Raw genomic sequence first — 20,826 nt, forward strand, 5'->3', positions numbered from 1 at the left:
GGTTTGGGGTAAGAGCTTCGTTGGCGCATGGAAATCCTAGCGATAAGGGTGATCGCGTCCGCTTAAATAGGCGGACACCATTGCCCTTAATTCTGGATTTTTGAAGGTGTGTTTGCTGGCCGCTTACGCATTACCTACAGTAAGACCTTCTGAAGCAGGCTGTGAGGAGCGTGAAGCCCCGTGTTTCACCCGAGTTGTAGGGCGCTAGGTAGAGCTTCAATTCTCGCCTTTGCTGAGCGGCCAGGATCTACTCTTTGCCTACTTTCACCACCAGCACTGGGCCATCGGGGCCTTCAACGATCCATAGGCCACGGGCTAGTACGGCGATTAGCTGAATCACTTGTGGCTTCATGATCGTGAGGTACACGACAACTCCTTGGCGGTCACTTGGATGCGTCCTGCATAAACTGAAGCGTACGCAGGGTATCGTGCGAGTGGTGGCGGCTCATTGGCATATAAAAATCGAAGAAGGGCACAGGTAAAAGGTTCTGGCTGACCCCGGCTGAGAAATCCAAGCACCAGTCCTGCCGCCCCAATCCACACAACCTGTCATTTGATGGCAAAATGAGCTCGCCATACAGCAGGTCGTGCCTGCCTTCGACATGGCCATGACCCAGCCCATCAGCAGGATGTATTGATGAACGCGCCTACTCAGGGAGAGGCTAAGGCCAAGCTCCATACCCGATTTGCCCTATGGCTCAAGACGGGCTATCAGTCGGTAATCAGTTTCCGTATCGAACGCCGAAAGCCGAAGCTTGCCCCAATACCAGGGTACTCAATCCTTGATCAGGTACCAGACAAGCCTGTTCGTAAGAAGAGTCTTTTTGCAGGGGCGGTGGGTGCCACTCTCGTCGCATTTATCGGCGTCTTCGCTGCGTCCTGTGTCTCCATCTACAGCGGAGCAATCGTCTTGCAAGGCGGTAAAGTGATCACCGCCGTCTTCGGAGAGTTTCCCCTGCCCGAGTACTGGCAGCTGGCGCTTACCGTTGTGCTGCTGTTGCTGGCCATTGCCGTGGTCTTTCTGAGGGAGAAGGCGCTTGGGGATGCGGTAGCCATTCAAGCCCAGGATCTAAAGGACGAGCTTTCGACGCTTCCGCCCCAGAGCTTCCTCGACGAGTACGGGACAGCGATCAAACGCGTGGGTGAAGTGCGACGCCATACCAAAATTCGCTTTCGCAACGGCGAGCTGACGCAGGCCGAGTTGGCAAAGTCTATTCGATCGGTTCTCAAAGGCGTCTTGGGGTTAGCCAAACTCTGGGACGGTGAGGCGCCTGGCAACGAAAGCATGGTTTACCGCGCGAACATCATGGTCGTCATCCACCCAGATGCCATGGAGAGCCTAAAAGATCCAGATGGCCCTTTTGCTACCCTGATCATGGACAGCCCGTTTTTCCTCTACCGGGATAACCTAGCGTCGCGCATTGACTACGCGACCGGGTTGCTGCTGATTGATAATTCGGATTTCACGGCAAGCTCTAACGCGGATGAAAGTGAGCCCGATGATCGGGTTAGACCGTTGTGCCTGCCATTCTCGACCAAGGCAGCGGATTGCCAGCCTAACCTTTTCGGAGCCCCCGAGGGACTGGTTAACAAGTCGGCAGCCTATGTCGGCAACACCACTAAAGAAATGAAAAAGTGGCTGGAGGGGCGTTCTTCCGCTGACCCTCGCTTTCACGAGGAATACGCAAGAGGGATTCGCAGTTATTATGAAAGTCGCCGTGAAGCACAATCTATACTCTCGATGCCAATTGAGCTTGAAGACGACATCATTGCTATGTTGAACATCTATCGAAATAAAGATGATATATTCAAAAGCAAGGAGCGTGCTCGACAGTTCGTATCTCTCATGCGCCCAATTTGCTATCAACTCTCCAAAATGCTAGTATTGGCAGCAGAATTGGAATAAACCCTCCTGCCTGGAGAAGCGACATGAACGCACTGAAGCTTGCTAAAGCTCACCTCCGTCAGCTCGAAGCGCACCGTAAATCAGGTGCTGTGGTCGAGGCGGAGATGGTTAAACGTGCGGATGCGATCCTGAAGGGTAAAGCGATTGATTTCCCTTCCGTTCGTATGGTCGTGCGCTCTGAGGCCGTCAGCGCCTGATTTTCGTTCTGCTTGGTGCGCATAGCCGTTCACGCGCACCAAGCCCAAGCCCAAGCCCAAGCCCAAGCCTGGCGCTGGGTAGTGTCTAGCGCGTGCGGCCCGGACTCATCTGTTTTTATTGCTATCCTGCTATAATCAGTTTTTTCGAAGTGCACTCTATTGAAGTTGTGTTGCTAGAGTTGTTTTGCAATATGTGAATAGCGAAATAAGCGCGCTCTAGTTTTCAACTTTCACTCATAAGAAAGATGCCGTCTTGCAAGGGTTTGGTTTCTTGATTAATCAGATGGTAATAAATTATTCCTGAGGTGTGGTATGAGTAGCTATCTGACAGAAGAGCAGATGCGCGCTGCGCTATTCGGTACGCCAGTCTCCAAACCAGCCGTACCGGAATTATCGGAAACTTCTGTCGCTCCAGTCCATTTCGAACCACCTGCAAGCCCATCACGATCTAAAGCAAAAGCCCCGGCAGTTCCGTCTAAGCGCGGATCCCTATACCCCAAGATTCGAGTCACGCGTCACGTCACAAAAATTTATGAGGGTGATGTGGATGTGTTCATCCATGACTCGGGCAATCTCAGCACACTGGTCGCCCAGCAGGAAGCCAAGGCAGCGGCTCAGAAAAAGGGTTACAAGTATATCGAGATTCATTCGGTGGAGCAGGTTTGACGCCTGAGACCCTGTCTGCGTTGCAAGGTTAGAAGCGTCGAGCGAATACACCTTGCTCCCTCCCGCAAATGGTCAGTTACGTACTGGGGAGGCCTCTAGCACGAGGCGTTGCTTGAAATTATTGCTGACCAATAATTTCAACTAATTCTGCGCCCGGCCTGTGGCTACCGTTCGCATTAGGCACGCGAGCGCATGGGCAGGCCATCTTGTCCAAGTCAGCCAGTAACCCGTTGATGCGCCGACAGTTTTCGATTTCACTGGCCCCCTATCTTGGTAGCCCAGTCGGTACAGCCCTGGAGCTCGTGTGCGGATCACGCGCATGTACTGGGTCAGGCTCATGATCCCCGCAGCTAAATTTCGTCTCCAAAAAGCCTAGATACCGCATTATCCAGGGCGGCTAGCATGCGACCTTCTTACCACCCAACAGGAAGCAGTCATGGCCAAACCAAGCAGTCCCAACAGCCCGCAGCGTCAGCAGCAGAACGACAGGTCAAATGCGTTGAACAATAATCGTGGCACGTCAGGTACCAACCAGACGAATGCTCACGTTCATGGCAATCGCGGCAAGCAGCTCAACCCCAACCAACGCTAGGAATGCGCACCCCGGTCATCATTGGCCGGGGTATCAAGGATTTCAGATGAATCGAGATACTTGCTTCGCCACCCAAGGCGAGTTGGTGAAGCTGGCCTACGATGCCTTTGGCGTCCTGCCGCGTAAGGAAGCCAGCCGTGATGATATTGACGAGACACAGAAGAAGGCTATCCAAAAGCAGCTGGGACGGCTAGCCAAAGAGGAGGGTGGGCTGCTCTCAAACCTGGGCCAAGTGATTCAGGGCCTCAGCAACATCCTGGCAGCGTACATACCCAGCATCCAGATCATGAGCGCGATAGGCGATCCACTCAGCGATCTGCTGGACGCATACAATGGGTTGGTCAGCGAGGAAGGCACCTACCTGAGCAAAGCGCAAACAGTTCAGTACTTTATTTCGACAACGGCAATACCTGTGCTAGTCGTATCGCTGAATCGAAGTCTTCTCTGGCACAGGCTCGCAGACCTGAACCTTGAAACGCCAGATGACACATTCTGGTATCTGCCGACAGTGGCTGCAGATGCCAGTCAGATACTGCCTGTGGAAAAGGTCATGCGCTGGGCCTACGCGCGCTGTGGTCTCTCACAGACGCAGTTCCACTACCCAGGCAAGAATGCCCAAAGCGACAGCAACACGCTTCAACAGAACCTCGACAATGCGATCAAGTGGACGCGAGGTGTACGGCTCCCGGCGCTTCCAGCACTGTTCAGAAATTTTGAAGAGTCATTCACCGCCTTGGCTCAAACCGGGCGAGAGGTATCCAAAGAGCTTCAGGTCAGCATCTTCGTCGCCCTGTTGATTGCCAGGGTATCGAGCTACCTCGCTCGGGAAATCACGAAGGCCTACGACCCCCAATACCTCGCCGACGCGTGCCAGCAATTTCGCGAATACTCCGTCTGGATTGCCGATGACGTCGACGAGTTCAAAGCTGAGCTTGCACCCGTAATGGAGCTGCAGAAGTCCCCGGAGTCGGCCACATTGGTATGGCTCACTGCCTGTAGAGATTACTGGGCCTTCTTTAACAGCAAGTTGACCGCTGTCGCCGACAAGGTGTGGCAGCTCAAAAGTGCTCGTGGGGGAGGGCCGATACGCGATGATGTGCTCGATGCACTCAAAGCAGGTATGGGCTTTTCGCAGTCTGCACCCACCTGGATCTGGTTCAGCGGCAATCAGTTTTTCTCCCGCCAGAGGGGTTTGCAGAGCTTCTGAACAAAGGCTTTGAGCTCAAGAGCAGTGCGGCCACCCAGCTGGAGCAGATCGACGATTATGCTGCCCAGGTAGCGGCGTACGGCCTAGATGAGCAATTGTGCTGGATGGTGCCTTGGTTACGCGGGGTCTACCACTACCGTAAAGACCAGTTCGAGGCGGCGATGCCTCATTTCCAGGAAGCATTTGAAAATGCCAAATATCGGGCAGGCAAGAACCAATACAAACTCGTAAATCAATACGTCGAGCTCGCGGCAGAAAATGATGACCGGCGCAGCCTCAAGAAGGGTATCGAATGGGCGCAGTACCTGGGCATCAAGATACGCTGGCTGCGGGATGATGAGCCGACCGAAGAGAAGCTGGACTTCGTCTGCTCCATGCTGAAGATGGCCCGGTATGATCATCAAATGTAGCGAGGGCCGCTGCGCTGATGATCCGTTTTGTCCGATCTTGGTATGCATGATGCTGATGAGCTGTGACCCCACCTTGCGACCGGATCACACGCTCGCCAACCCGGTCACGTAGGCATCGGAGGGTAGCGCCATGTTTCGGGCGACACGAGCGCCGGATATCGTTTCGCCAAGATCTAGGCGTAGGATGGACTTCTCAGATTCATCCTAGGCAGGGTAACGGAGTTGACAGTGAACAAGCAGATCGCACCGCCAACCATCATGGAAAAAATTTGTAGCGTTTACGAAAACAACGTCCTGTTCCCATTCGTCGTGGTTGCGATGAATGCCGCAGGGCTGGGCAGCATAGACAGAATGCTGTCCAAAAGAGCCAATGATCACGCTCTTAAGCAGATTTATACCTTGCTCAATAATCTCAGTCGTCGGGTTGATCAGCAGCGCTCTGAGCCTGTGTCCGACGCGTTCCTCCCAGGGATGAATATGGCAATGCGCTCGATCCTGGAGTCGGACAGTATCGACAAGGCGAAGCGATTCTCGGCCATCCTCGCCCCAACCTGGAATAACGAGGCAAGGTGGGACGAGGTTGCGCAGACATTGAAAATCACGGCGGCGTTGGATGATTGCCATGTTCATATTCTCAAAGCGGCCAAAGCATGGGGGCAGGGTGGGCCTGACAAAGACTTCACCTTCACTGTGGAGCAGGCCGCCTACAAAAACTGTTTGGCACTGACCTCCTCAATTCCAAATGTCGATCCGATGCTACTCAAGGCCTGCGTAGCTGATTTGAAGTCACTGGGTTTGGCCGAAGACAGTGTGGGTGTAGATCCCGTCGAGGCATACGAAAACGCTAAATCTGACAATCCACAGGCCATGCCCGAGCACCTACCTCCCGCCTATAGCGTGACTGATCTCGGGTGGTGGGTTTTGAAACGTTTTGAAGAGCTGTAATGCGTTCGATCTGCTCTGCCTCGTGTCGGGTGTTGGGGCTTAGTGGTTGCGTGGTCATCGCCTAACGTTGTTTGCGGTTATTCTAGGGACGTTGCGATAAACGTCTGCAGGTCAGAAACCAATCTGCCGGAGCCGCCTTGATGACACTGCCGCGAGACCGAAAAGGCCAGAGGCCTCGTGCTTCCCAGGTAATCCCCACGTTGGATGCTGAGAGGCTACTCCATAATGCTGTGACCTCCATTCGTTTGGGGCTTGAAGACTTTCAGCGATGCCAGCAGTTGGTCGACAGCGGGGGCGATCCCGCCCGAGCCCTGTCGGCTGTCCGCAATCTTGTCGCAGGCGTGCTGCTCCTGTTCAAGTACAGGCTTGCCAGTTGCGTCAAAGAGCCTACCGACGCTGCCAAGCTATTATTCCTCCCCGATGAGGTGCTGCCTCACAGTGACGGACAGGGCGGTGTCGTGTGGTTGCCGATAGGGAAATTCAAACGCAACACGATCGACGTTGCGTTGATCCGAAAGCGATTCGACGCATTCGGCATCACCTTGGACTGGGAACAGTTCGACAAACTCAAGGTTTGCCGGAATGATCTTGAGCATCTGCACCCAACTAACACACTTGGGGAAGTGGCGGAGCTCGTTGCTGGGCTGTTTCCGGTGCTAAGAGATTTCATCAACGCGAACATGTCGGAGTCACCGGTCGAGCTGTTGGGGGAAGCCTGGCAGATCATGCTTGCTCACCACGACTTCGTTAAGGGTATCAAGGTCGAGTGCACCGCAGCCTGGCAGGGTATGGGTGTACCGGAAGGCATGGTGATCTGGCTCAATGATTGCCGGTGTGAGGAATGTGGATCGACCCTCCTCGCCCCGGCCACGGAGTCCGTGTCGACTCACTTGAAGGTCGACCGGGATGAGGAACAGTTCGAGTACGTTTGTCACGCTTGTAACGACCGTGGCCTGATTGCCCCGCTGCTCATCGAGACGCTGAACGATGCCCACTTCGGGGATTACTCCAGCGGTGAGGAGCCAGAGGTGGAAAGCTGCGACCAGTGTGATCATTCAACGTTTGTGGTTAGTGAGCAGGCTTGCTTGTGGTGCGGATCGAGCCTCGCCCACACCGCTTGTTTCATCTGCAACGAGGGCCTAGGGCAGGAGGATGTGGGGAACGGCGGGCTTTGTTCCTACCATGCTCATCATGTGGCTAAGGTCATGAGGGAGTAGTGGGATAGGGCTGAAGGGCGATGGCAGCCCGCTACCCATCGGGGGGCACGCTTCCCAATGCCTGTATGGCCAGTGTTGATAGCGCGTGCTGGTGAAGACTCAAGACTTGGAAATCAATGAATAACGCTCGAAAAGCGCCCGGTAGAAACTGACGAGCACGGCCTCTGCATTGTCCTGAAGCAACTCATGGGCACCGAAGCGATAAACTTCATAGCCGACCAACCTGAGTGAGCGGTCGGCGGTCATCATTTCGGCGTAGCGTTGTGGACTGGGATTGCTGTCACTGTCGGAGTAGTGATGTTTGCCGTCGATCTCAATGACGATGCGCACCCCGCCAGGTAAGAGCATCAGAAAGTCCATTCGAGATCTAAGCAAGGCATCCTTCCCGCGCGCGGCGACGGTCTGAGGATCCCAGTGAAACCATACTTCGGGAATCAGTGCGGGAAGGTCAGGCACCGCCGTGTTGAACGCCTTATAAAAACTCGCAAACGCCAGTTGCTGAGGCGGTGATGAGGCCGGCAGGCAATCCTTCAAACGCTGATATAGCCTCTTTTTAGCCTGCTCCATCGGAATGGCATGGGTCTGCGCGAACCAATCCTGCAAATCTCTCCAGAGCAGCCCGGAGGGCGCAATCGGACGGTCGTAGATCAGGACGTCATCAGCGCCCGTCACCACTTCGATATCGTTATCCAGAGCGTTGCCCAGGCGCAGGTCGGGTTTCGTCTTCGAGGCGAAAATCAGGTTTTTCGGTGATGACTGCTTACCTGAGCCGATGTAGGCCAGTGATGCGGTGAGGTAGGCATCTTCCCCGAGTCCAGGCACCAAGTGGATACCGGACTTAGTAAGGGCTGAGTTCACGGTGTCTATGAACAGCCGCTGAGCTGGCTCATTTGGACGAACCCGCGAGGAGGCCAGCGCCTCAATAAATCGACCGAATCGTGCTGGCGAGCATCGGAACGGGCCCAGCTTGTCGAAGACCGTTACCACATCCCAGTCGTTGTTGTTGATGTACTGGCGACAGATTTCATCCCAGAGGGTTGGTGATATCAATCCCTCAGAGATCGATACCGTGTCCACCCACCAGAACTCGTGAAGCACTCCTTCAAAGCCGGAGAAGTCCAAAAACAAGTCGACAGGGGCGAGCTTCTCAGCCAGCTCTCTGCGAAAGCGCCCTGGCACATTGGGGGTGGAGCCGTCGTCCCAAACTAATTCCTGAAGCTGGTCTCGCTCGTACAGTGGCAGCTTCAGGATTTGAAGGGCGCGACCTGCTGCGACAAGCCTATTGGCGTCTGAGGCCGCTTCTACCGCTTTTCTGAGGTGCTCGCGCTTGCTGCTGTACTCGGTGCAATCGTCCAGCCCTAGATCGTTTAGCAGCTCCGGTATACGAGCATCAGTGACGTTGTCCTTCTGGTTTCCCAGGATCTTGCCGAGCGCGTCTCGAAGGCTGTCGAGGTTCTGTTGGGTGCGGGGCATATGTCGTCGTTCAGCGCGAGTTGCGTTGCCAGGATGTTATCACCACGACGATCAATAAGCCTGTCACCGTCTGCGTGGGGGCGCATCCGAAACTGCCGGAATCTGAGTGACCCGCCCGACATCTAGATTCCACGGAGTGATAAAAATGCCGGAACTCCTCTGACCATGGCCTAGTTACTGCGGTACAGGCCGGACTCGAATACCCTTTATTTTCGGGCGTAGGCATGTTGGCGTCTGATTTGACCTGTACACGACTTTTTCCATGACCGGCATGATTCGACCCATAGCTGCCCTTGTTGAAGGGCAGCATAAGGTGAGTTGCTGCTGTACTACATTTAACAGTAAGTCAGGATTAAGCTTCTGGATGCGACTATAAGCCCCAAAGCTAGACGCGAGAAACCACGTACCTGATTCCTGCTCCGTTAGTGCAATAAAAATCTATCCTTCGCTGTGCGGTGCAATATCGACGGTGCAAAGGGCCTCATATTTTTCACCGTCTAGCTTTCTGTAAGTTACCTTACCACCTGCTAGGTAAATTCTGCACAAAATGTAGTCCCATTCTGATCCTCCGGTTTGAATTAGAGCCTGTAGCTCTGGGGAATGAATTAAAGTCGTAGGCGGTATCTCGAATCCGGTCTTAAGATTTGGCTGAATGCTAGGAAAAGTCTCGAATTCTTTAGTGCTCGAAATGTCAGTTGAGTCTATCTCAAATTTTATCATGCCGCCTTTTGTCTTGAAATTTTCCCATTCTTGTTTCTTTTCTGCAGAGTAGGTTATTCCCATGATTTCCTCAAAGTATATTTTATTGCGGGTAGGGTAGATGAGGTTGTTGTATTTATTTCTTGATTTTTCGGCTGGTCAAGTCTTGGATTTGGTTTTAAACTGCTTTTCGTAATTATTTTAGATCAAATTCCAGCATCTGACTTCTGCTGAAAGTTTGAGTTTGGTAGAAAATTTTACGTCTCAAATGACTTGGCCTCCGGTGTCTGACAAACTCGTCAATTATTGGAAGGCCTGAATCTCGATAAGCCTCCCAGCATCGTTATCCCCCGTCCACGTCCACCATCACATCTCAGCGACCGCCCATTGCATCACATCTTTTTCAAAGCTAGTGAGCTGGAGGCGCTCCACCCGAGGGGCAAGCAACCGCAGCTTTGCCAGCAAATCGTTCAGGCGATCTGATGGCAAGATCAGGTGCTTGATCTTGGTCGAGATCTGGGTAGGAATTCCGTATTCGTCCAATGCGGTGAGCAGGGGGTCAAGGAACATGTTTTCCAGCTGCTCAGCGAAGAAGCTGAAGTCTCCAGGCTCGTACCCCTCTCGCTCCAGCACGTCGACCTGGATCTTGTGGATGGCCATGATGTCCCGAGGCAACCTGAAGCACACCATGTTCCTGACGAACTTCAGGCGCAGATTAATCGCTTCGCTCGCTGAGACATTCTCCCACCGATTTTCTACCGCTTCGCTCAGGTAGGCCGGCAGGTTTTTCTGATTTCGGAGCTCGTTGATGTGCCAGGCCAACTGGGAGCTGGACGCGATGTGATACTCCATCAGGTTCTCACCTTCCAGGCTGTAGACGAGGTCACAGAGGTAGTTCAGTTGGTCAGGCTCAGGCATACCTTTCCAGCTCAACAATTCGTGGTCGTCTGGAAGGTCACCAATGATCGTTTTCGCGACCTTGACCTGCCGCTCGATAGGAATGTGGCGGTTTTCGATCAAGGTGGCGGGTGACAGCACCTCGTTGGCATACGCTTCCTGGAGCCGGCTTCGCGAGATGTCCGTGAGGTATTCGTTTTCAAGTTGCATCAACAGGCCGATAGGTGAGGTCTCATCCTGATGGCCGATGGGGTACTGGACGGTCAATCCCTGCTCAGCGGGCGGGGCTTCGAGCATGAACACCTTGCCGATGAAGTATTTGTTCATGCGGCCAGCACGCCCGGAGATGTTCTTGTAGGTGAAGTAGTCAAACGTCGACGTTTTGAGGCGGCGGTCATAAATAATGACGTTCTCAGCCGACGTATTGACGCCCTCGATCATCGTGGATGTGCAGATGATTCGCTTGATAATGCCCTCGTTGAACAGCTTGACGATGTACTGCTGCAGCGCACGAGGCACTCCGCCATGGTGTATCCCGATGCCCAGGGCGATCGCCCTGGCAACGTTCCATTCTGGGTGGTAATGCTTCGAGATCCACGCAGCGATTTCCTGGGTTTCCGGTACCGGGCTCAACCCGGCATCCTGGATCAGGTATTCAGCAACCCTGTTTGCGCTTGCCGGCGCCTGACAGTAGATCAGGGTAGGGGACTCCAGCGTCCTGACTAGCTCCAGGAGCTTTTGTGTGCGCTGCTCTGAGCGCATGCCCAGATTGAAACTCTGGATATCGACCGCGACGGTGCTGTAGTCGGACGGGATGAAATGGTACTCGTAGCCGTCCAACCCAGAGATTTTCTGGATGTGTGGCCCGAGCATGTAGAACTGTGCTCCGGTCTTTGCGAGCTTGTGGAACGCCAAGCTCAGATCGACGGCGCGTGTGCTCCCATCCTTATCACTCGCCAAATCGATCTTGTAAAATTCGTCCAGGATGAAGAACCCCACATCATCCAGGTCTGGGCGCTGGATGACCCGCTCCTGAGTCAGCAGGTAGACGTTGGTGGCGTCGGGCACAGCTTCCTGGCTGGGATGCGTGATCAGGTTGAAGTCCCAGAAGCGCTTGACCAAGCGGCGTCGGGTTTCGTCGATCAACGCAATGGTGGGAACGATCACCACCACCTTGGTGAACCGGCGCTGGGCAAGTACCGCGTCGATGACCAGGCTCTTGCCGACGCTGGTGGAGGCGCTTAGAACGACGTTTTGGCCCTGCATGATCAAGCTGAAAACGTGGGCCTGAAGGTGATGAAACACCATGCCAGGCTCTACACCTTCAACCCTGTGAGCCTCGTAAGCCAAGCGATCAGAAAGGGCCATGCTGCTTAGGTGTGGCGTGATGTAAGGAAAGAGCCCAACAGCTCGCACCATGTTGAGCAGGAGCGATTGCTCGACTGCGTCGAAGAGTGCGAATTTGTCGAGCGCCCGGATCACCAGGTCGCGTCCTTCCCAATCGGAGTTACTTCGGTTGACGATGGCGTTGATGGCGAGCAGCACATCGACTGTTGAAGCGCCCTCATCACTGAGGTTGGCCAGGCTGTTCTTGATCGTTTCGTAGTTCATTACCGCATCGTTCCTTGAGATCGCCGAAGCCGGCTTGGCCAGCTCGGAATACCTTCACCCTGTAGTGTTTTCAGCTGAGCAAATCGAAGACACACCCGAGGTCATACCTGCAAGTCTTCCAGTGTTTTGCAGCGAGCATTGAAGGCATTGGTCAGCTTCTCGATGCTTTCCATGGGCACGAGGAAAACCATGACCTTCACTTGCTTGATGTTCTCTGGCAACTGGGTGGTGAAGGTGCTGAAGTGTGCCTCGATCTCTTTCCTGAGGTGGTTCACGTAGTCAGCGAGCCAGCCTGACGAGAGTGCGTGACTGTCGTAGGTCAACAGGATCGGGAAGCAGAGGACGTTCAGCATGTCATCGACTGGCGAGTTTCGGTGCAGTGCCTGGTTGAAGGCGTCAGCTTTCGGTTGATGGTGAAGGGGCTCGCGCAAGTTGATGATGATTTCGCGCTCCGATGACAGCACCGTCTCCGAGATGGTGGCGTCCAGTACGCCGCAGATCTGGGCCAACGTCGCATCCATGTTGCCTGCTTCGATCAGGCGCGCGAGCCCTAGCCATAGCTGATCGTCCTGGCCAGGTATCTGGACGATGTGGGCATTGCCAAATTCGGAGAGCTTGCCACCTGACTTGTAGAAGACCTTGCACGCCACGGGCTCGCTGTTTTGGCGGCTGCGCAGGATGGCGTGGAGGATCAGCTCGGCGATCAGCCTGTCGCGGGGCAGCTCGCTGTCGCTGAAGGCATTGATGGAACGAGCGAGCATGGCTTCGGCATTGTGCGCGAGAACGTTCACGATCTCGCTCGCCTTGAGTGAGAATTCTGGGAGCCATTCGACCAGGTGTTTAGCGAAACCATCGTGCCGCCACGCCTTCAGCGCGTAGCGCACGTCGAAACCGGAAAATGAGTGCATCAGGCCCTCATCGGTGCTCGCGTGAAACTCGACCAGGAAGGGATCTGGCCGCTTTTTGTAGGGTTTGGCTGTAGCCGTTGACTGGTCATCAGCGGCCTCTAGCAGTTGCTTCAGGTGGGCCAGGGCCGGGGCCCGCAGAATGATCTTCGTCGATGCTGCCGTCTTCACGTTGGCCGTGGCAGCCTTGTCAGCCATCTCCAAGAATTCATCGTAAATGGCCTGCATCTGGGTATTGTTGGGACGATTCCCGAAATCCTCAGCAAGCTTGGAGAGGGCCTTGATGTTGACCGCTTCCAGTGCCTCCACATCCCCGTAGACCTGCCAGACGCAGTTCTCTGCCCAGTAGACAAAATTCCGATTTTGTGGGGAACTGAACGTCTTGAACTTCTTGAGCAGGGCCTTGCCTCGGGCCGTGGTGGTGTCAGGCAGATTCCGCTTATCCAGCTCCGTTTTGAAGCCGTCGAGAATCTTCGCGACGTCGCGCTGGGTCACAATTCGGAAGCGGGCAGGGCCAGGGCGAACATCGCAATTCAGCGATTTATGGAGCAAGGACGAGTCGGCTTTGGTGCCGTCCAGCTTGGTCACCTCATCCATATTCCATTTGTGGTCACCCTCAGTCGTCTTGACCTGAATGTACTCGTTGACGAGCTCCCCAGCACACTGAAATACGGCCACGATATCGTCGGTGGTCTCACATTCCACCTGGGTGTAGCTGCTGTCGCGCAGCATCTTGAAAATGAAGCTGACGGCTACATGGTCTTGATATTTGAAGCCCTGTCTTGCAGCAGGCCCACCTTTGTTGGATGGGCTAGTAATACGCACCATGACGTCCCTGTACCACGAGAAAATTTCTAAGAATGGGCATCCGGTTGGCCAACCACGGTACCAGCTGCGGAGCCTGCTAATAACGCAACGCTACCACTAATGGCAATTGGCCGACTATCAGCAATATTGATCAAACTGTCGAATTTCCCTTCGACTCGGTTGATCCCCCTTACCACCGTGAAGGTTTGCCAGGATAGGCCAGGGCGGAGCGGCAGGGCAGGTGAGTACTGGTGGGGTGCGGCTGGACGCAAAGGCCCTACTTTGCTTGTTCATCCTGACCAACCCCTGCATCATCGGGGGCTTGGATCAAGGAGTTCATCAGATGGAAATGACCTCGCTGAGGCTGCTTCACCGCAGCATGCTTTCGATCGGCAGTGACATGCAGCAATTTCTGGTCAGGTCGGGAGCGGCCAGTTTTGATTGTTTGTTTTCGACACGGGATACCCCGTTCGTACTGACGCTCACCGCCCGAGGAAAAACGCGGGGTTTCTTCCGATTCGATGTGCTTTCGGGCTACCGGATTCGGGATTACTTTGGGGAGATGTACGGTGATCTAGTGGAGGTTCTTAAAGAGGACGGTACCAGTGGGAAGAGAACCCTTACTCCACTGGAATTACTTAGTTTTGTGTAGGTGTGTAAGGCTAGAAATCATTTTAATTTCAAAAAAAACATCAAGTTAAATAAGTTTGCTGTCTTTTGCTGGTTTCATTTGAATGCGAACCGAGGTACAGCTTAGCAGCTCGTTTTCATCGTTGAGCCAGGATTAGAGGATCAAGGCAGCGTGGGGCTGCCTTGGCTCGGCCCTCAAAAAATTGAGCTGGTGTCGGGTGTGAGGCCCGCTGCTTTCATTTCCTTCACCAATTTGATTTGCCATGCCTCATGGGTATCCATTTCGGTATAAAGCACACCGAAGAGATCTGAAGGGATCTCTGGATTACCTTTCTTCAGGAGCATGACTTTGCCTCGACCCAGCTTGCCAGTGAAGTATCCCAGCTCAAAAATCACGTTTTGCCGAGCTCTAGCGTTCGTGGCCGTGGTGCTTTCAGCTTTTCCTCCGACGTCATCAGGTGTGAGTAGCACCACTGCAAATGCAACGTCAGATTCATTTTCGAATTTTTCGATAATAGTCTGGCCTTGATCAGGCATCTCCCGCAGCACCATAGGCTTTAGGTGTAGCCGCTCGATGAATCTCGCCAACCCCTGTAGTGCAGCTTCGTCGTGCCCATGGACAATGAATACTTTGTTTGAGGGAGCAGAGCTTTGTACAGGGCGTAGACTCTTCGATTGAGCTTGGACGTACAATTTATAGTCTCGGGCGAACGGTGCTAGCACCTGCCCCGTGAAACCATGGACTCCTGCAATGATCTTGTTGCTACCATTGCTGAAGTGCGCATGCCCGAAATTCAAAGCGAAGTTCGGATCATCTCCCATCCGTTGAGCGAGCAAGATAACTAGCCCCAACCTTTGTTCATCATCCAAAGGCCATTGCGGCGCTTGACCACGGCGTGCCTCTCCGCTGGCTGCAATGAGCTCGTCCAAGTCAACTTCGGCGGTTAGTCGGCTATTGATAAGGGCCAAGGACGGATCACTCAATGCTCGTGCGAGTGTCCTGAGGGGTAGCTCGTAGGTCTGATGCTGGGAATTTTGAAGGTCTAGGATGGCGTTGTTGATCCTCTCAAATACGTCGGCGCTGGTCATTCATCACCCCCACCAAGGCGCTTCTCCACCGCTTTATCGATGATACGTTGCCGCACTGTTTCCTTGAATTGGTCGACTATTGGCGGACGATGGGATTCGACGCATAGGAGCCCACGCTGGCATCGATTTCTTGATGCATTTTCGTGATGGCTTGCTCGATGCTCAGTGGATCATGAGCGTCGTATGCAACAGACCCGAGCGTGCCGTTCAGTTCATTTAGCGCCTTTTCAGCTTCTTTTAGATCTCGCTGAAGCTTGTCCAACCCTTTAATCATTTTACCCATTCCTTGAGAGCCTTACCGGATGGTTATCGTGGCACACTCATAGTAGCGCAGAGAATGGGTAGCATCGAAACCGGCTCCAATTCATTGCCAACCTCTCTCCAAGCTCCCGCTGATTTGAAGCAGCATTCATACAAGGCCACGGTGGAGCTCAGCTTTGTCGTTCGTTTTCAAAACCTACAAGGCCTTCGCCCTCCTATCCATGCGGGGATAGGTGTTCAGACTTATCGGTATGTGCTGCCGGGGCCACCAGCAATATTGATGATCGGTGACTCACCCCGCTGCAACAGGGATGGCCCGCGCGCACTTGGAATTTCGGGACATCTTTTGACAAGGGGGTGGGGCGGGATAGAGAACCTCGTTCAGTTTGCCGAAATAGTTTTGCAGTCCACAGCGCAGTAAGCGACCTAAGCTAGCGTCCTTCCGCTGCAATATTTTAAAACGACACAGAAGAGCCCCAGCACCTAGGATGACCAATATGCACTGGGGGTTGTGCTGTTGGCACCTCAGAATGAAAAGTCCGGCTTCTTCTGTACAGAAAACTGCTCGGGCGCTTTTCCGCGTTCGAAGGCGATCAGGTAGGTAATCTGAGCGATATGGCAAGGTCTGTTGTCGGCAAGCTGTCGTCGAGAAAAATCAACGAAATGATGGCTCAGGCCAGCGAGAAGTACAACGTTGAGCATGGCGTCAGGATCTTCAAGGATGACTAGTAAGTACAAACAGATGCATGAAAAGCTGATGAAAAACGAAAAAGATTTTGTTGGGATGATTGCCTACTCGATCTACAAGTCGGAGAAGCGCCAGGCGATCAAAGCTGGCCGCAGCATGACCGAGTTCACGCAGCTTAAGATCCAGGCAAACGAGATCAAGAAATACAAGGCTGAAGCGGAAAGCTTGGCCAACATTTTTTTATAAGCTGCGGCCGACGACAAGCTCAAAAATGTTCAAGGGCGTCTCGCTGACCAAATCAGCAAAATCACGCTGAATGAACTCCCCAGCGAGCACTAGAGCAAGGGTGTCTGGCGCTGGCACACTTCTGGGGTCGCTGGCGTCGTGGGAAACTTCTGGACGGCAGTGATCGTTGCTATTTTCGTTTGGGCGTTCGCCGACCAAGCCTCTTGGGACAGGGCGAAAAACAACGCGATCGACAGTGCGAGTGCAGTGCTCAGCAAAGTCCACACAGCTCCCAAAGCAGCCTTGGCTACAGAGCAGTAGGTGCAAGAGGACAATGCTCAAACGTCTACCACGTAGAGCGCCTCATTTTCGATCCTATCGACATACCCATCTTGTCTGCCCGGTCTCCGGCGTGAGTGCACGCTGACCTCTGACTGATTGGGCTACCGCCCGAATACGCCTCCACCTACCTCGACAAACATCGCTGACCATCATCATCGAGGCCTCCAGGATGTCTTTGCGGGGGAGTGGAGGGCTGCCGGGGCTGACCAGACGCAGCACCGGGGCCGATCGTTTCACGCCAAGGGGTTATAAGTGACTTCATTCAAGACAGACATGAAGTCCCCCATCAGCTGATTAGCCAAACGGCAACTGTATGGCTTGAGTAACTGCGGAAGCTCAGCCAACAGAGCCGTGCGACTAATTTTGACGTTGAGCTGGCTTGCTAGGTATTCCATCCTGAGGTGGCGACTTTGGCCATCATCACCCATGGATGCGACCGAAAATAGCGAGGTGAGGTATGTCAGCACTTTGGTGTCCATGGTCTCCAACACAGAGGCCAGCTTCTGATTGTTGGCATCCAGGCTGTCTTTTACGTCTACCTCGCAAGCTGCAAGCGCTGACACAAACGCTTTATGCACCGAGACCTTTGAGTGCGTCTCGCCCGGAAGGGTAAGCGTCAGCTGGCGAGAAGCGCGTTGCATGCTAAACAGCAGGGCTGCGGCCATCGCCGTTTGATGCGCCACGTGTAGGCCTGCGGAATATGTCTGTCTACCTGGGCTTGCCATGTAGGTATCAGGGCAGTGCTTGAGCCCGTAGATTCGGACAAGGCATTGCGCCTGGCCAAGAAGATCTACGGGTAGGTCGCATACCTCTACGTTGAATGCCTGGGCTACATTAGCCAGGATTTCACTGGTTGGTGCGTATAGGTCTAACCGGCAGATTTCAATTGGTAAATCTACAAGAAGGCACTTGTTGAGCTCGCACGCTTCTCGCCAGTGGGAGGTTTCGGCATCCAGAAAGTAGTCCTTGAGCAAGCGGACTCGTGCCATATCCTTGGACGCTTCGGGCGGGACAGCGTCAAGCATGCCGACGAAACCTTTCTTTGAGACTTCTACTGCTTCAGTCGCGCCAAAGTCAGGTAGGACATGCGCGGGCCAAAACGCGAATCCCTTCACGGGATCTCTCCAACCGTGTTTCCGGTTGTTCTCCACCAAGAGTTCGCGCTGACGGCCGGCCAGGAAATCTGCGACGGCCTTCGTCATCAGTATCGAGCGTTGCTCAAAGCGCCCGCCCGGTAATTGGCAGTTGAGGGACTCATCAAGCAAAGGCTTGGCCGAATCCAACGCTGAGCATGGAATTCCTGCCTTAAGCTCATCAAGGTAATACTGCACCATCCCGTCCCGATTTTTTTTATGAAGCTTGCTGCTGGGGGCTTTGGAGCCAAGGACGGTGCTCATTGATGGTGTTGAAAACGTCACATAGGAAAGCCATTTTTTGCTTTGTTTTGACATTCGCCTCGCGAGAACAGTGAGCTTGGCCTGTTCAAACTGCAAAAGCTCTTCGCGCGGGGGGAGTCCAGGCTCTTCCGGGCACTCAGATCCCAAAATGCCCTGAGCATCTATGTCATACGCCTTCAGCCATTGCTTTAAAGGCTGGTAAGCCTTTTCAGTCACATTGAATTCGGCGGTGAGGTGCTTGTAGAACTCGTCACCGCCGAAACGGGCTTCTGCGTCCAAGGCACTGATGGGCATACCCGGCTCAAAGCGGGTGTCAGTGCCCGTCTGCTTTTCTGGGCTATTCATATCACTGCTCCGCAGAATCGATTTTTTTTGAGGACTCGATAGTCAGGACGACACTCTTGTCCGCCATGCGTCCGAGCCCTTTTGCCGTGCGTATGTCAGAGAAGACAGGTTCACCATTCTGTATCTGCCCCAGAATCTCAAACTGATCTGCTGCGGCCCGTACGGCCATGGGAGCCGAGAGGTGCGCTGTGTTCATCAGCCTCTCGGCCATCAAGCCGATCAAACCTAGATCACCAACCTCCTCGCGCAGTTGAGCGAAGTGGTACATCTGGCGGCCAGGTGTTAGCACTACATTCTGACTCATGAGAAAAACTCCGATTGATTTTGTCGTGAGGAGAACAGTACCGGCAACAACATCAAGGACACAGGATCTAACCTTACGAGGTCGTGAGGTTGCGAAAAAGACGGGGCAAAATGGCCCGAGGTGTTCACGGCGGCCGCCTTGGGGATGGGCCTTCCAAGCGCAGGGATGAAGCGTTATTAGCACTGACGCACCGATGCGCTCCTCAGTCGTTGAAGAGCGCATCGGATGATTAATGCGTTTTTCGGTGCTTAAGTCTGGCGCTACGGGCTTTGATGACAATGGAGGTGTAGGCAATGGACAGCGAAATTGCATTGGGCTGTTCAGCCAAAAACAACAAATGACGTCCAATGGTCTCTGGGTCAAAGCCTTTGATGGCCTCGTTGGTCAACGCGTCCAGATCTATGGTTGAGACTATCGGCTCCTCCATAGGAATCGATTCGGATAGTGAATCAGGGTGTTGTTCAGCAGGCTCTGACATTTCTGAATATTGGGTACTCGCAACACTTGGCTCTCGGTCGTGAGAACGAAGGTTTATCTCATCGAGCTTGGCTGGGTTCGCTTGGGCCGACAAATCCTTTCGAGCTGATGAGGCCGCACTGATCGGCGTCTGTTGAAACATGTCCGGGGTATCCATTCTCACGGGTGCGACAGGCCCCGGTTCGTCAGTGCCCAAAGCGGCAGCGGCGCGATACCGGACAAGGACTGACTGTCCAAAGCTGAGCCTAAACCAGCGCCATGCTGTATTTTTCTGCATTCCAGAATAAGGCTCACCGGTAGCAACCGCGTTGCCCAGTCCTTCAATGAAGGTTTGATTGCCTTCGCAGGACAACATATCGATGACCGCACGGGGTGCTTGCCAATAAAGCGTGTCAGGGTAGTTGAAGGTTGCGGCCGATCCTCTCTGGCTCACCTCGTACATCCGACTGGCTTCTTCGGTAATGTAGTCACTGTCCTGGATCGGCCCGATGAATCGAGCTTCCGGATTCGCAGCACCAATCAATGCTCCAGCCATCGTTGCGATCGTGTCGGTATCGCTGTCGAGTAGGTTAGCGACTGTTTCGATAGTCTCCTGAGACCCATATCGTTTAGCAATGAAAGCCGCCACGTTGGCAAACAAAGCGCATTTGAGGCCTGAGCCGCGCTCCTCCTTGCTCAGCCCATTCTCCAAGGCAATCAGTTGGGCGTAAACGATGGCTCCGTCCGCGTGATAGCTCTTCTCGATCAATTCACGCGCATTGCGCACGGACTGTTGCCATTCGTTCGCAGTGTCCTCAAGCGACGCACTCAGGCTGCGACCAGACTTCTCTTCCCAGGTGGGCTGCCAGAATGTAGAGAGCTCGTTATCGTTCGCAACGATCGTCGCGATGTTCCTGATATCAGTTGCATAGTCGAGCCATTCCTCAGGCCCTGGAGTCTTTCCAGTGTCGAGTGTGTGGGCAAGGCTCAAAGCATGAACGATTGCTCCAGCCACACCTCGCATGTGCCCATGGGTGCACAAGGCGTTTCGAGCGACATCAGGAAGGAACGAATCTTTATTCTTCAGATTCGCCGCAGCCCAAACGTGGGGCTGCACGCGCATGGCTGCGCCATTGCCTCCTCCGTTTTCATACCCTACAAAGAAGTTACTAAACCAGCTGTGGCTTCGGTTACACAGCGCGCTCGCAGCGGACTTGCTGCCTCGGCCCGCTCCAAGGGCATAGGATTGCCAGACCGGGAGCTCTATCTTTGCGAATGCTTCAACGTCGAAATAGCCTTGTCCGGTGATAGCTCGACAGGTGGAGAGGCGCAACTGGGTATCGTCAGAGTAAGCACCAGCAGGAAGCTGAACCTTCGCCCCGAAGCGCCCGCCGACGAGACGTTTCCAACTCTCGGTGCGGCTGACCCTGGAGTGACCTAATCGCTGTTGCACAGTCCTGTCTGAGGCAAGCTCTGTGGGGAAGCCCAGCGCATCGCCATAGGCCGACCAGAGAGCAGATGAGATCGTGCGTTTGAGTCGATTTTCTGACATTGAAT

General features: G+C 53.9%; 19 protein-coding genes and 1 pseudogene. 10 read left to right on the plus strand and 10 right to left on the minus strand.

Annotated features, from left to right (window positions below; genetic code table 11):
- Positions 1 to 637: 637 nt before the first annotated feature.
- From HBH25_RS11945 to HBH25_RS11980, 8 genes are all read left to right on the plus strand, one after another.
- Positions 638 to 1,906 carry a GAF domain-containing protein gene (locus HBH25_RS11945; RefSeq protein WP_168084142.1) on the plus strand — a complete coding sequence of 423 codons (1,269 nt, stop codon included), beginning with the start codon at positions 638 to 640 and terminating at the stop codon, positions 1,904 to 1,906.
- A gap of 23 nt (positions 1,907 to 1,929) precedes the next feature.
- Positions 1,930 to 2,103: a hypothetical protein gene (locus tag HBH25_RS11950; RefSeq protein WP_168084143.1), complete on the plus strand. Its 174-nt coding sequence runs from the start codon at positions 1,930 to 1,932 to the stop codon at positions 2,101 to 2,103.
- A gap of 312 nt (positions 2,104 to 2,415) precedes the next feature.
- Positions 2,416 to 2,769, plus strand: a complete 354-nt coding sequence (locus HBH25_RS11955; protein WP_168084144.1) for a hypothetical protein — start codon at positions 2,416 to 2,418, stop codon at positions 2,767 to 2,769.
- 436 nt (positions 2,770 to 3,205) lie between these two features.
- Complete coding sequence (locus HBH25_RS11960; RefSeq protein WP_168084145.1) at positions 3,206 to 3,361, plus strand: hypothetical protein; 156 nt, start codon at positions 3,206 to 3,208, stop codon at positions 3,359 to 3,361.
- An 85-nt stretch (positions 3,362 to 3,446) separates the two neighbouring features.
- A complete protein-coding gene (locus HBH25_RS11965; protein WP_246231494.1) occupies positions 3,447 to 4,568 on the plus strand; it encodes a hypothetical protein in 1,122 nt (373 codons plus the stop codon).
- A gap of 104 nt (positions 4,569 to 4,672) precedes the next feature.
- On the plus strand, positions 4,673 to 4,978 hold the full coding sequence (locus tag HBH25_RS23320; RefSeq protein ID WP_229631915.1) for a hypothetical protein: 306 nt from the start codon (positions 4,673 to 4,675) through the stop codon (positions 4,976 to 4,978).
- Between the two features lie 228 nt (positions 4,979 to 5,206).
- Positions 5,207 to 5,923, plus strand: a complete 717-nt coding sequence (locus HBH25_RS23325; RefSeq protein ID WP_229631916.1) for a hypothetical protein — start codon at positions 5,207 to 5,209, stop codon at positions 5,921 to 5,923.
- Positions 5,924 to 6,153: 230 nt separating this feature from the next.
- On the plus strand, positions 6,154 to 7,140 hold the full coding sequence (locus tag HBH25_RS11980) for a hypothetical protein (protein WP_324616893.1): 987 nt from the start codon (positions 6,154 to 6,156) through the stop codon (positions 7,138 to 7,140).
- A 699-nt stretch (positions 7,141 to 7,839) separates the two neighbouring features.
- Here the strand turns inward: HBH25_RS11980 and HBH25_RS23740 are convergent.
- From HBH25_RS23740 to HBH25_RS12000, 4 genes and pseudogenes are all read right to left on the minus strand, one after another.
- Positions 7,840 to 8,613: pseudogene (locus tag HBH25_RS23740) on the minus strand (AbiJ-related protein); the annotation flags it as partial.
- 438 nt (positions 8,614 to 9,051) lie between these two features.
- Entirely contained in the window at positions 9,052 to 9,396 is a 345-nt protein-coding gene (locus tag HBH25_RS11990) for a hypothetical protein (RefSeq protein ID WP_168084148.1), read from the minus strand.
- A gap of 282 nt (positions 9,397 to 9,678) precedes the next feature.
- Positions 9,679 to 11,820: a DEAD/DEAH box helicase gene (locus HBH25_RS11995; RefSeq protein WP_168084149.1), complete on the minus strand. Its 2,142-nt coding sequence runs from the start codon at positions 11,818 to 11,820 to the stop codon at positions 9,679 to 9,681.
- Between the two features lie 101 nt (positions 11,821 to 11,921).
- Positions 11,922 to 13,553, minus strand: coding sequence for a HamA C-terminal domain-containing protein (locus HBH25_RS12000; protein WP_168084150.1), 1,632 nt, complete (start codon positions 13,551 to 13,553; stop codon positions 11,922 to 11,924).
- 322 nt (positions 13,554 to 13,875) lie between these two features.
- On the opposite strand from HBH25_RS12000, the gene HBH25_RS12005 reads away from it, so the two are divergent.
- The gene (locus HBH25_RS12005) at positions 13,876 to 14,184 is read left to right on the plus strand and encodes a hypothetical protein (RefSeq protein WP_229631917.1); all 309 of its coding nucleotides are present in this window, start codon (positions 13,876 to 13,878) and stop codon (positions 14,182 to 14,184) included.
- A gap of 173 nt (positions 14,185 to 14,357) precedes the next feature.
- On the opposite strand, the gene HBH25_RS12010 is transcribed toward HBH25_RS12005, so the two are convergent.
- The 3 genes from HBH25_RS12010 to HBH25_RS23330 all read right to left on the minus strand — a co-directional run bounded on the left by HBH25_RS12010 (position 14,358) and on the right by HBH25_RS23330 (position 16,214).
- Positions 14,358 to 15,251 carry a TIR domain-containing protein gene (locus HBH25_RS12010; protein WP_168084151.1) on the minus strand — a complete coding sequence of 298 codons (894 nt, stop codon included), beginning with the start codon at positions 15,249 to 15,251 and terminating at the stop codon, positions 14,358 to 14,360.
- Positions 15,252 to 15,327: 76 nt separating this feature from the next.
- Complete coding sequence (locus HBH25_RS12015; RefSeq protein WP_218585489.1) at positions 15,328 to 15,525, minus strand: hypothetical protein; 198 nt, start codon at positions 15,523 to 15,525, stop codon at positions 15,328 to 15,330.
- 512 nt (positions 15,526 to 16,037) lie between these two features.
- Complete coding sequence (locus HBH25_RS23330) at positions 16,038 to 16,214, minus strand: hypothetical protein (protein WP_229631919.1); 177 nt, start codon at positions 16,212 to 16,214, stop codon at positions 16,038 to 16,040.
- A gap of 55 nt (positions 16,215 to 16,269) precedes the next feature.
- Here HBH25_RS23330 and HBH25_RS12025 point away from each other — a divergent pair, with 55 nt between their 5' ends.
- Positions 16,270 to 16,446 carry a hypothetical protein gene (locus tag HBH25_RS12025; protein ID WP_168084152.1) on the plus strand — a complete coding sequence of 59 codons (177 nt, stop codon included), beginning with the start codon at positions 16,270 to 16,272 and terminating at the stop codon, positions 16,444 to 16,446.
- Positions 16,447 to 17,000: 554 nt separating this feature from the next.
- Here HBH25_RS12025 and HBH25_RS12030 read toward each other — a convergent pair.
- From HBH25_RS12030 to HBH25_RS12040, 3 genes are all read right to left on the minus strand, one after another.
- The gene (locus HBH25_RS12030) at positions 17,001 to 18,509 is read right to left on the minus strand and encodes a hypothetical protein (RefSeq protein ID WP_168084153.1); all 1,509 of its coding nucleotides are present in this window, start codon (positions 18,507 to 18,509) and stop codon (positions 17,001 to 17,003) included.
- 1 nt (position 18,510) lies between these two features.
- A complete protein-coding gene (locus HBH25_RS12035; RefSeq protein WP_168084154.1) occupies positions 18,511 to 18,813 on the minus strand; it encodes a hypothetical protein in 303 nt (100 codons plus the stop codon).
- A gap of 229 nt (positions 18,814 to 19,042) precedes the next feature.
- Positions 19,043 to 20,821, minus strand: coding sequence for an ADP-ribosylglycohydrolase family protein (locus HBH25_RS12040; protein WP_168084155.1), 1,779 nt, complete (start codon positions 20,819 to 20,821; stop codon positions 19,043 to 19,045).
- Positions 20,822 to 20,826 lie beyond the last annotated feature (5 nt).

Origin of the sequence: Pseudomonas quercus, from assembly GCF_012033695.1 — a bacterium.
GTDB classification, from domain to species: domain Bacteria; phylum Pseudomonadota; class Gammaproteobacteria; order Pseudomonadales; family Pseudomonadaceae; genus Aquipseudomonas; species Aquipseudomonas quercus.

What these genes read in the sequence shown, in the direction of transcription:
- HBH25_RS11995 (WP_168084149.1), bottom strand. Translation starts at nt 11,820, where the DNA reads ATGAACTACGAAACGATCAAGAACAGCCTGGCCAACCTCAGTGATGAG.
- HBH25_RS11955 (WP_168084144.1), top strand. Translation starts at nt 2,416, where the DNA reads ATGAGTAGCTATCTGACAGAAGAGCAGATGCGCGCTGCGCTATTCGGT.
- HBH25_RS11960 (WP_168084145.1), top strand. Translation starts at nt 3,206, where the DNA reads ATGGCCAAACCAAGCAGTCCCAACAGCCCGCAGCGTCAGCAGCAGAAC.
- HBH25_RS12015 (WP_218585489.1), bottom strand. Translation starts at nt 15,525, where the DNA reads ATGATTAAAGGGTTGGACAAGCTTCAGCGAGATCTAAAAGAAGCTGAA.
- HBH25_RS23320 (WP_229631915.1), top strand. Translation starts at nt 4,673, where the DNA reads ATGGTGCCTTGGTTACGCGGGGTCTACCACTACCGTAAAGACCAGTTC.
- HBH25_RS12025 (WP_168084152.1), top strand. Translation starts at nt 16,270, where the DNA reads ATGAAAAACGAAAAAGATTTTGTTGGGATGATTGCCTACTCGATCTAC.
- HBH25_RS12030 (WP_168084153.1), bottom strand. Translation starts at nt 18,509, where the DNA reads ATGAATAGCCCAGAAAAGCAGACGGGCACTGACACCCGCTTTGAGCCG.
- HBH25_RS12035 (WP_168084154.1), bottom strand. Translation starts at nt 18,813, where the DNA reads ATGAGTCAGAATGTAGTGCTAACACCTGGCCGCCAGATGTACCACTTC.
- HBH25_RS12005 (WP_229631917.1), top strand. Translation starts at nt 13,876, where the DNA reads ATGGAAATGACCTCGCTGAGGCTGCTTCACCGCAGCATGCTTTCGATC.
- HBH25_RS23330 (WP_229631919.1), bottom strand. Translation starts at nt 16,214, where the DNA reads ATGCTCAACGTTGTACTTCTCGCTGGCCTGAGCCATCATTTCGTTGAT.
- HBH25_RS12040 (WP_168084155.1), bottom strand. Translation starts at nt 20,821, where the DNA reads ATGTCAGAAAATCGACTCAAACGCACGATCTCATCTGCTCTCTGGTCG.
- HBH25_RS12010 (WP_168084151.1), bottom strand. Translation starts at nt 15,251, where the DNA reads ATGACCAGCGCCGACGTATTTGAGAGGATCAACAACGCCATCCTAGAC.
- HBH25_RS12000 (WP_168084150.1), bottom strand. Translation starts at nt 13,553, where the DNA reads ATGGTGCGTATTACTAGCCCATCCAACAAAGGTGGGCCTGCTGCAAGA.
- HBH25_RS11990 (WP_168084148.1), bottom strand. Translation starts at nt 9,396, where the DNA reads ATGGGAATAACCTACTCTGCAGAAAAGAAACAAGAATGGGAAAATTTC.
- HBH25_RS11945 (WP_168084142.1), top strand. Translation starts at nt 638, where the DNA reads ATGAACGCGCCTACTCAGGGAGAGGCTAAGGCCAAGCTCCATACCCGA.
- HBH25_RS11950 (WP_168084143.1), top strand. Translation starts at nt 1,930, where the DNA reads ATGAACGCACTGAAGCTTGCTAAAGCTCACCTCCGTCAGCTCGAAGCG.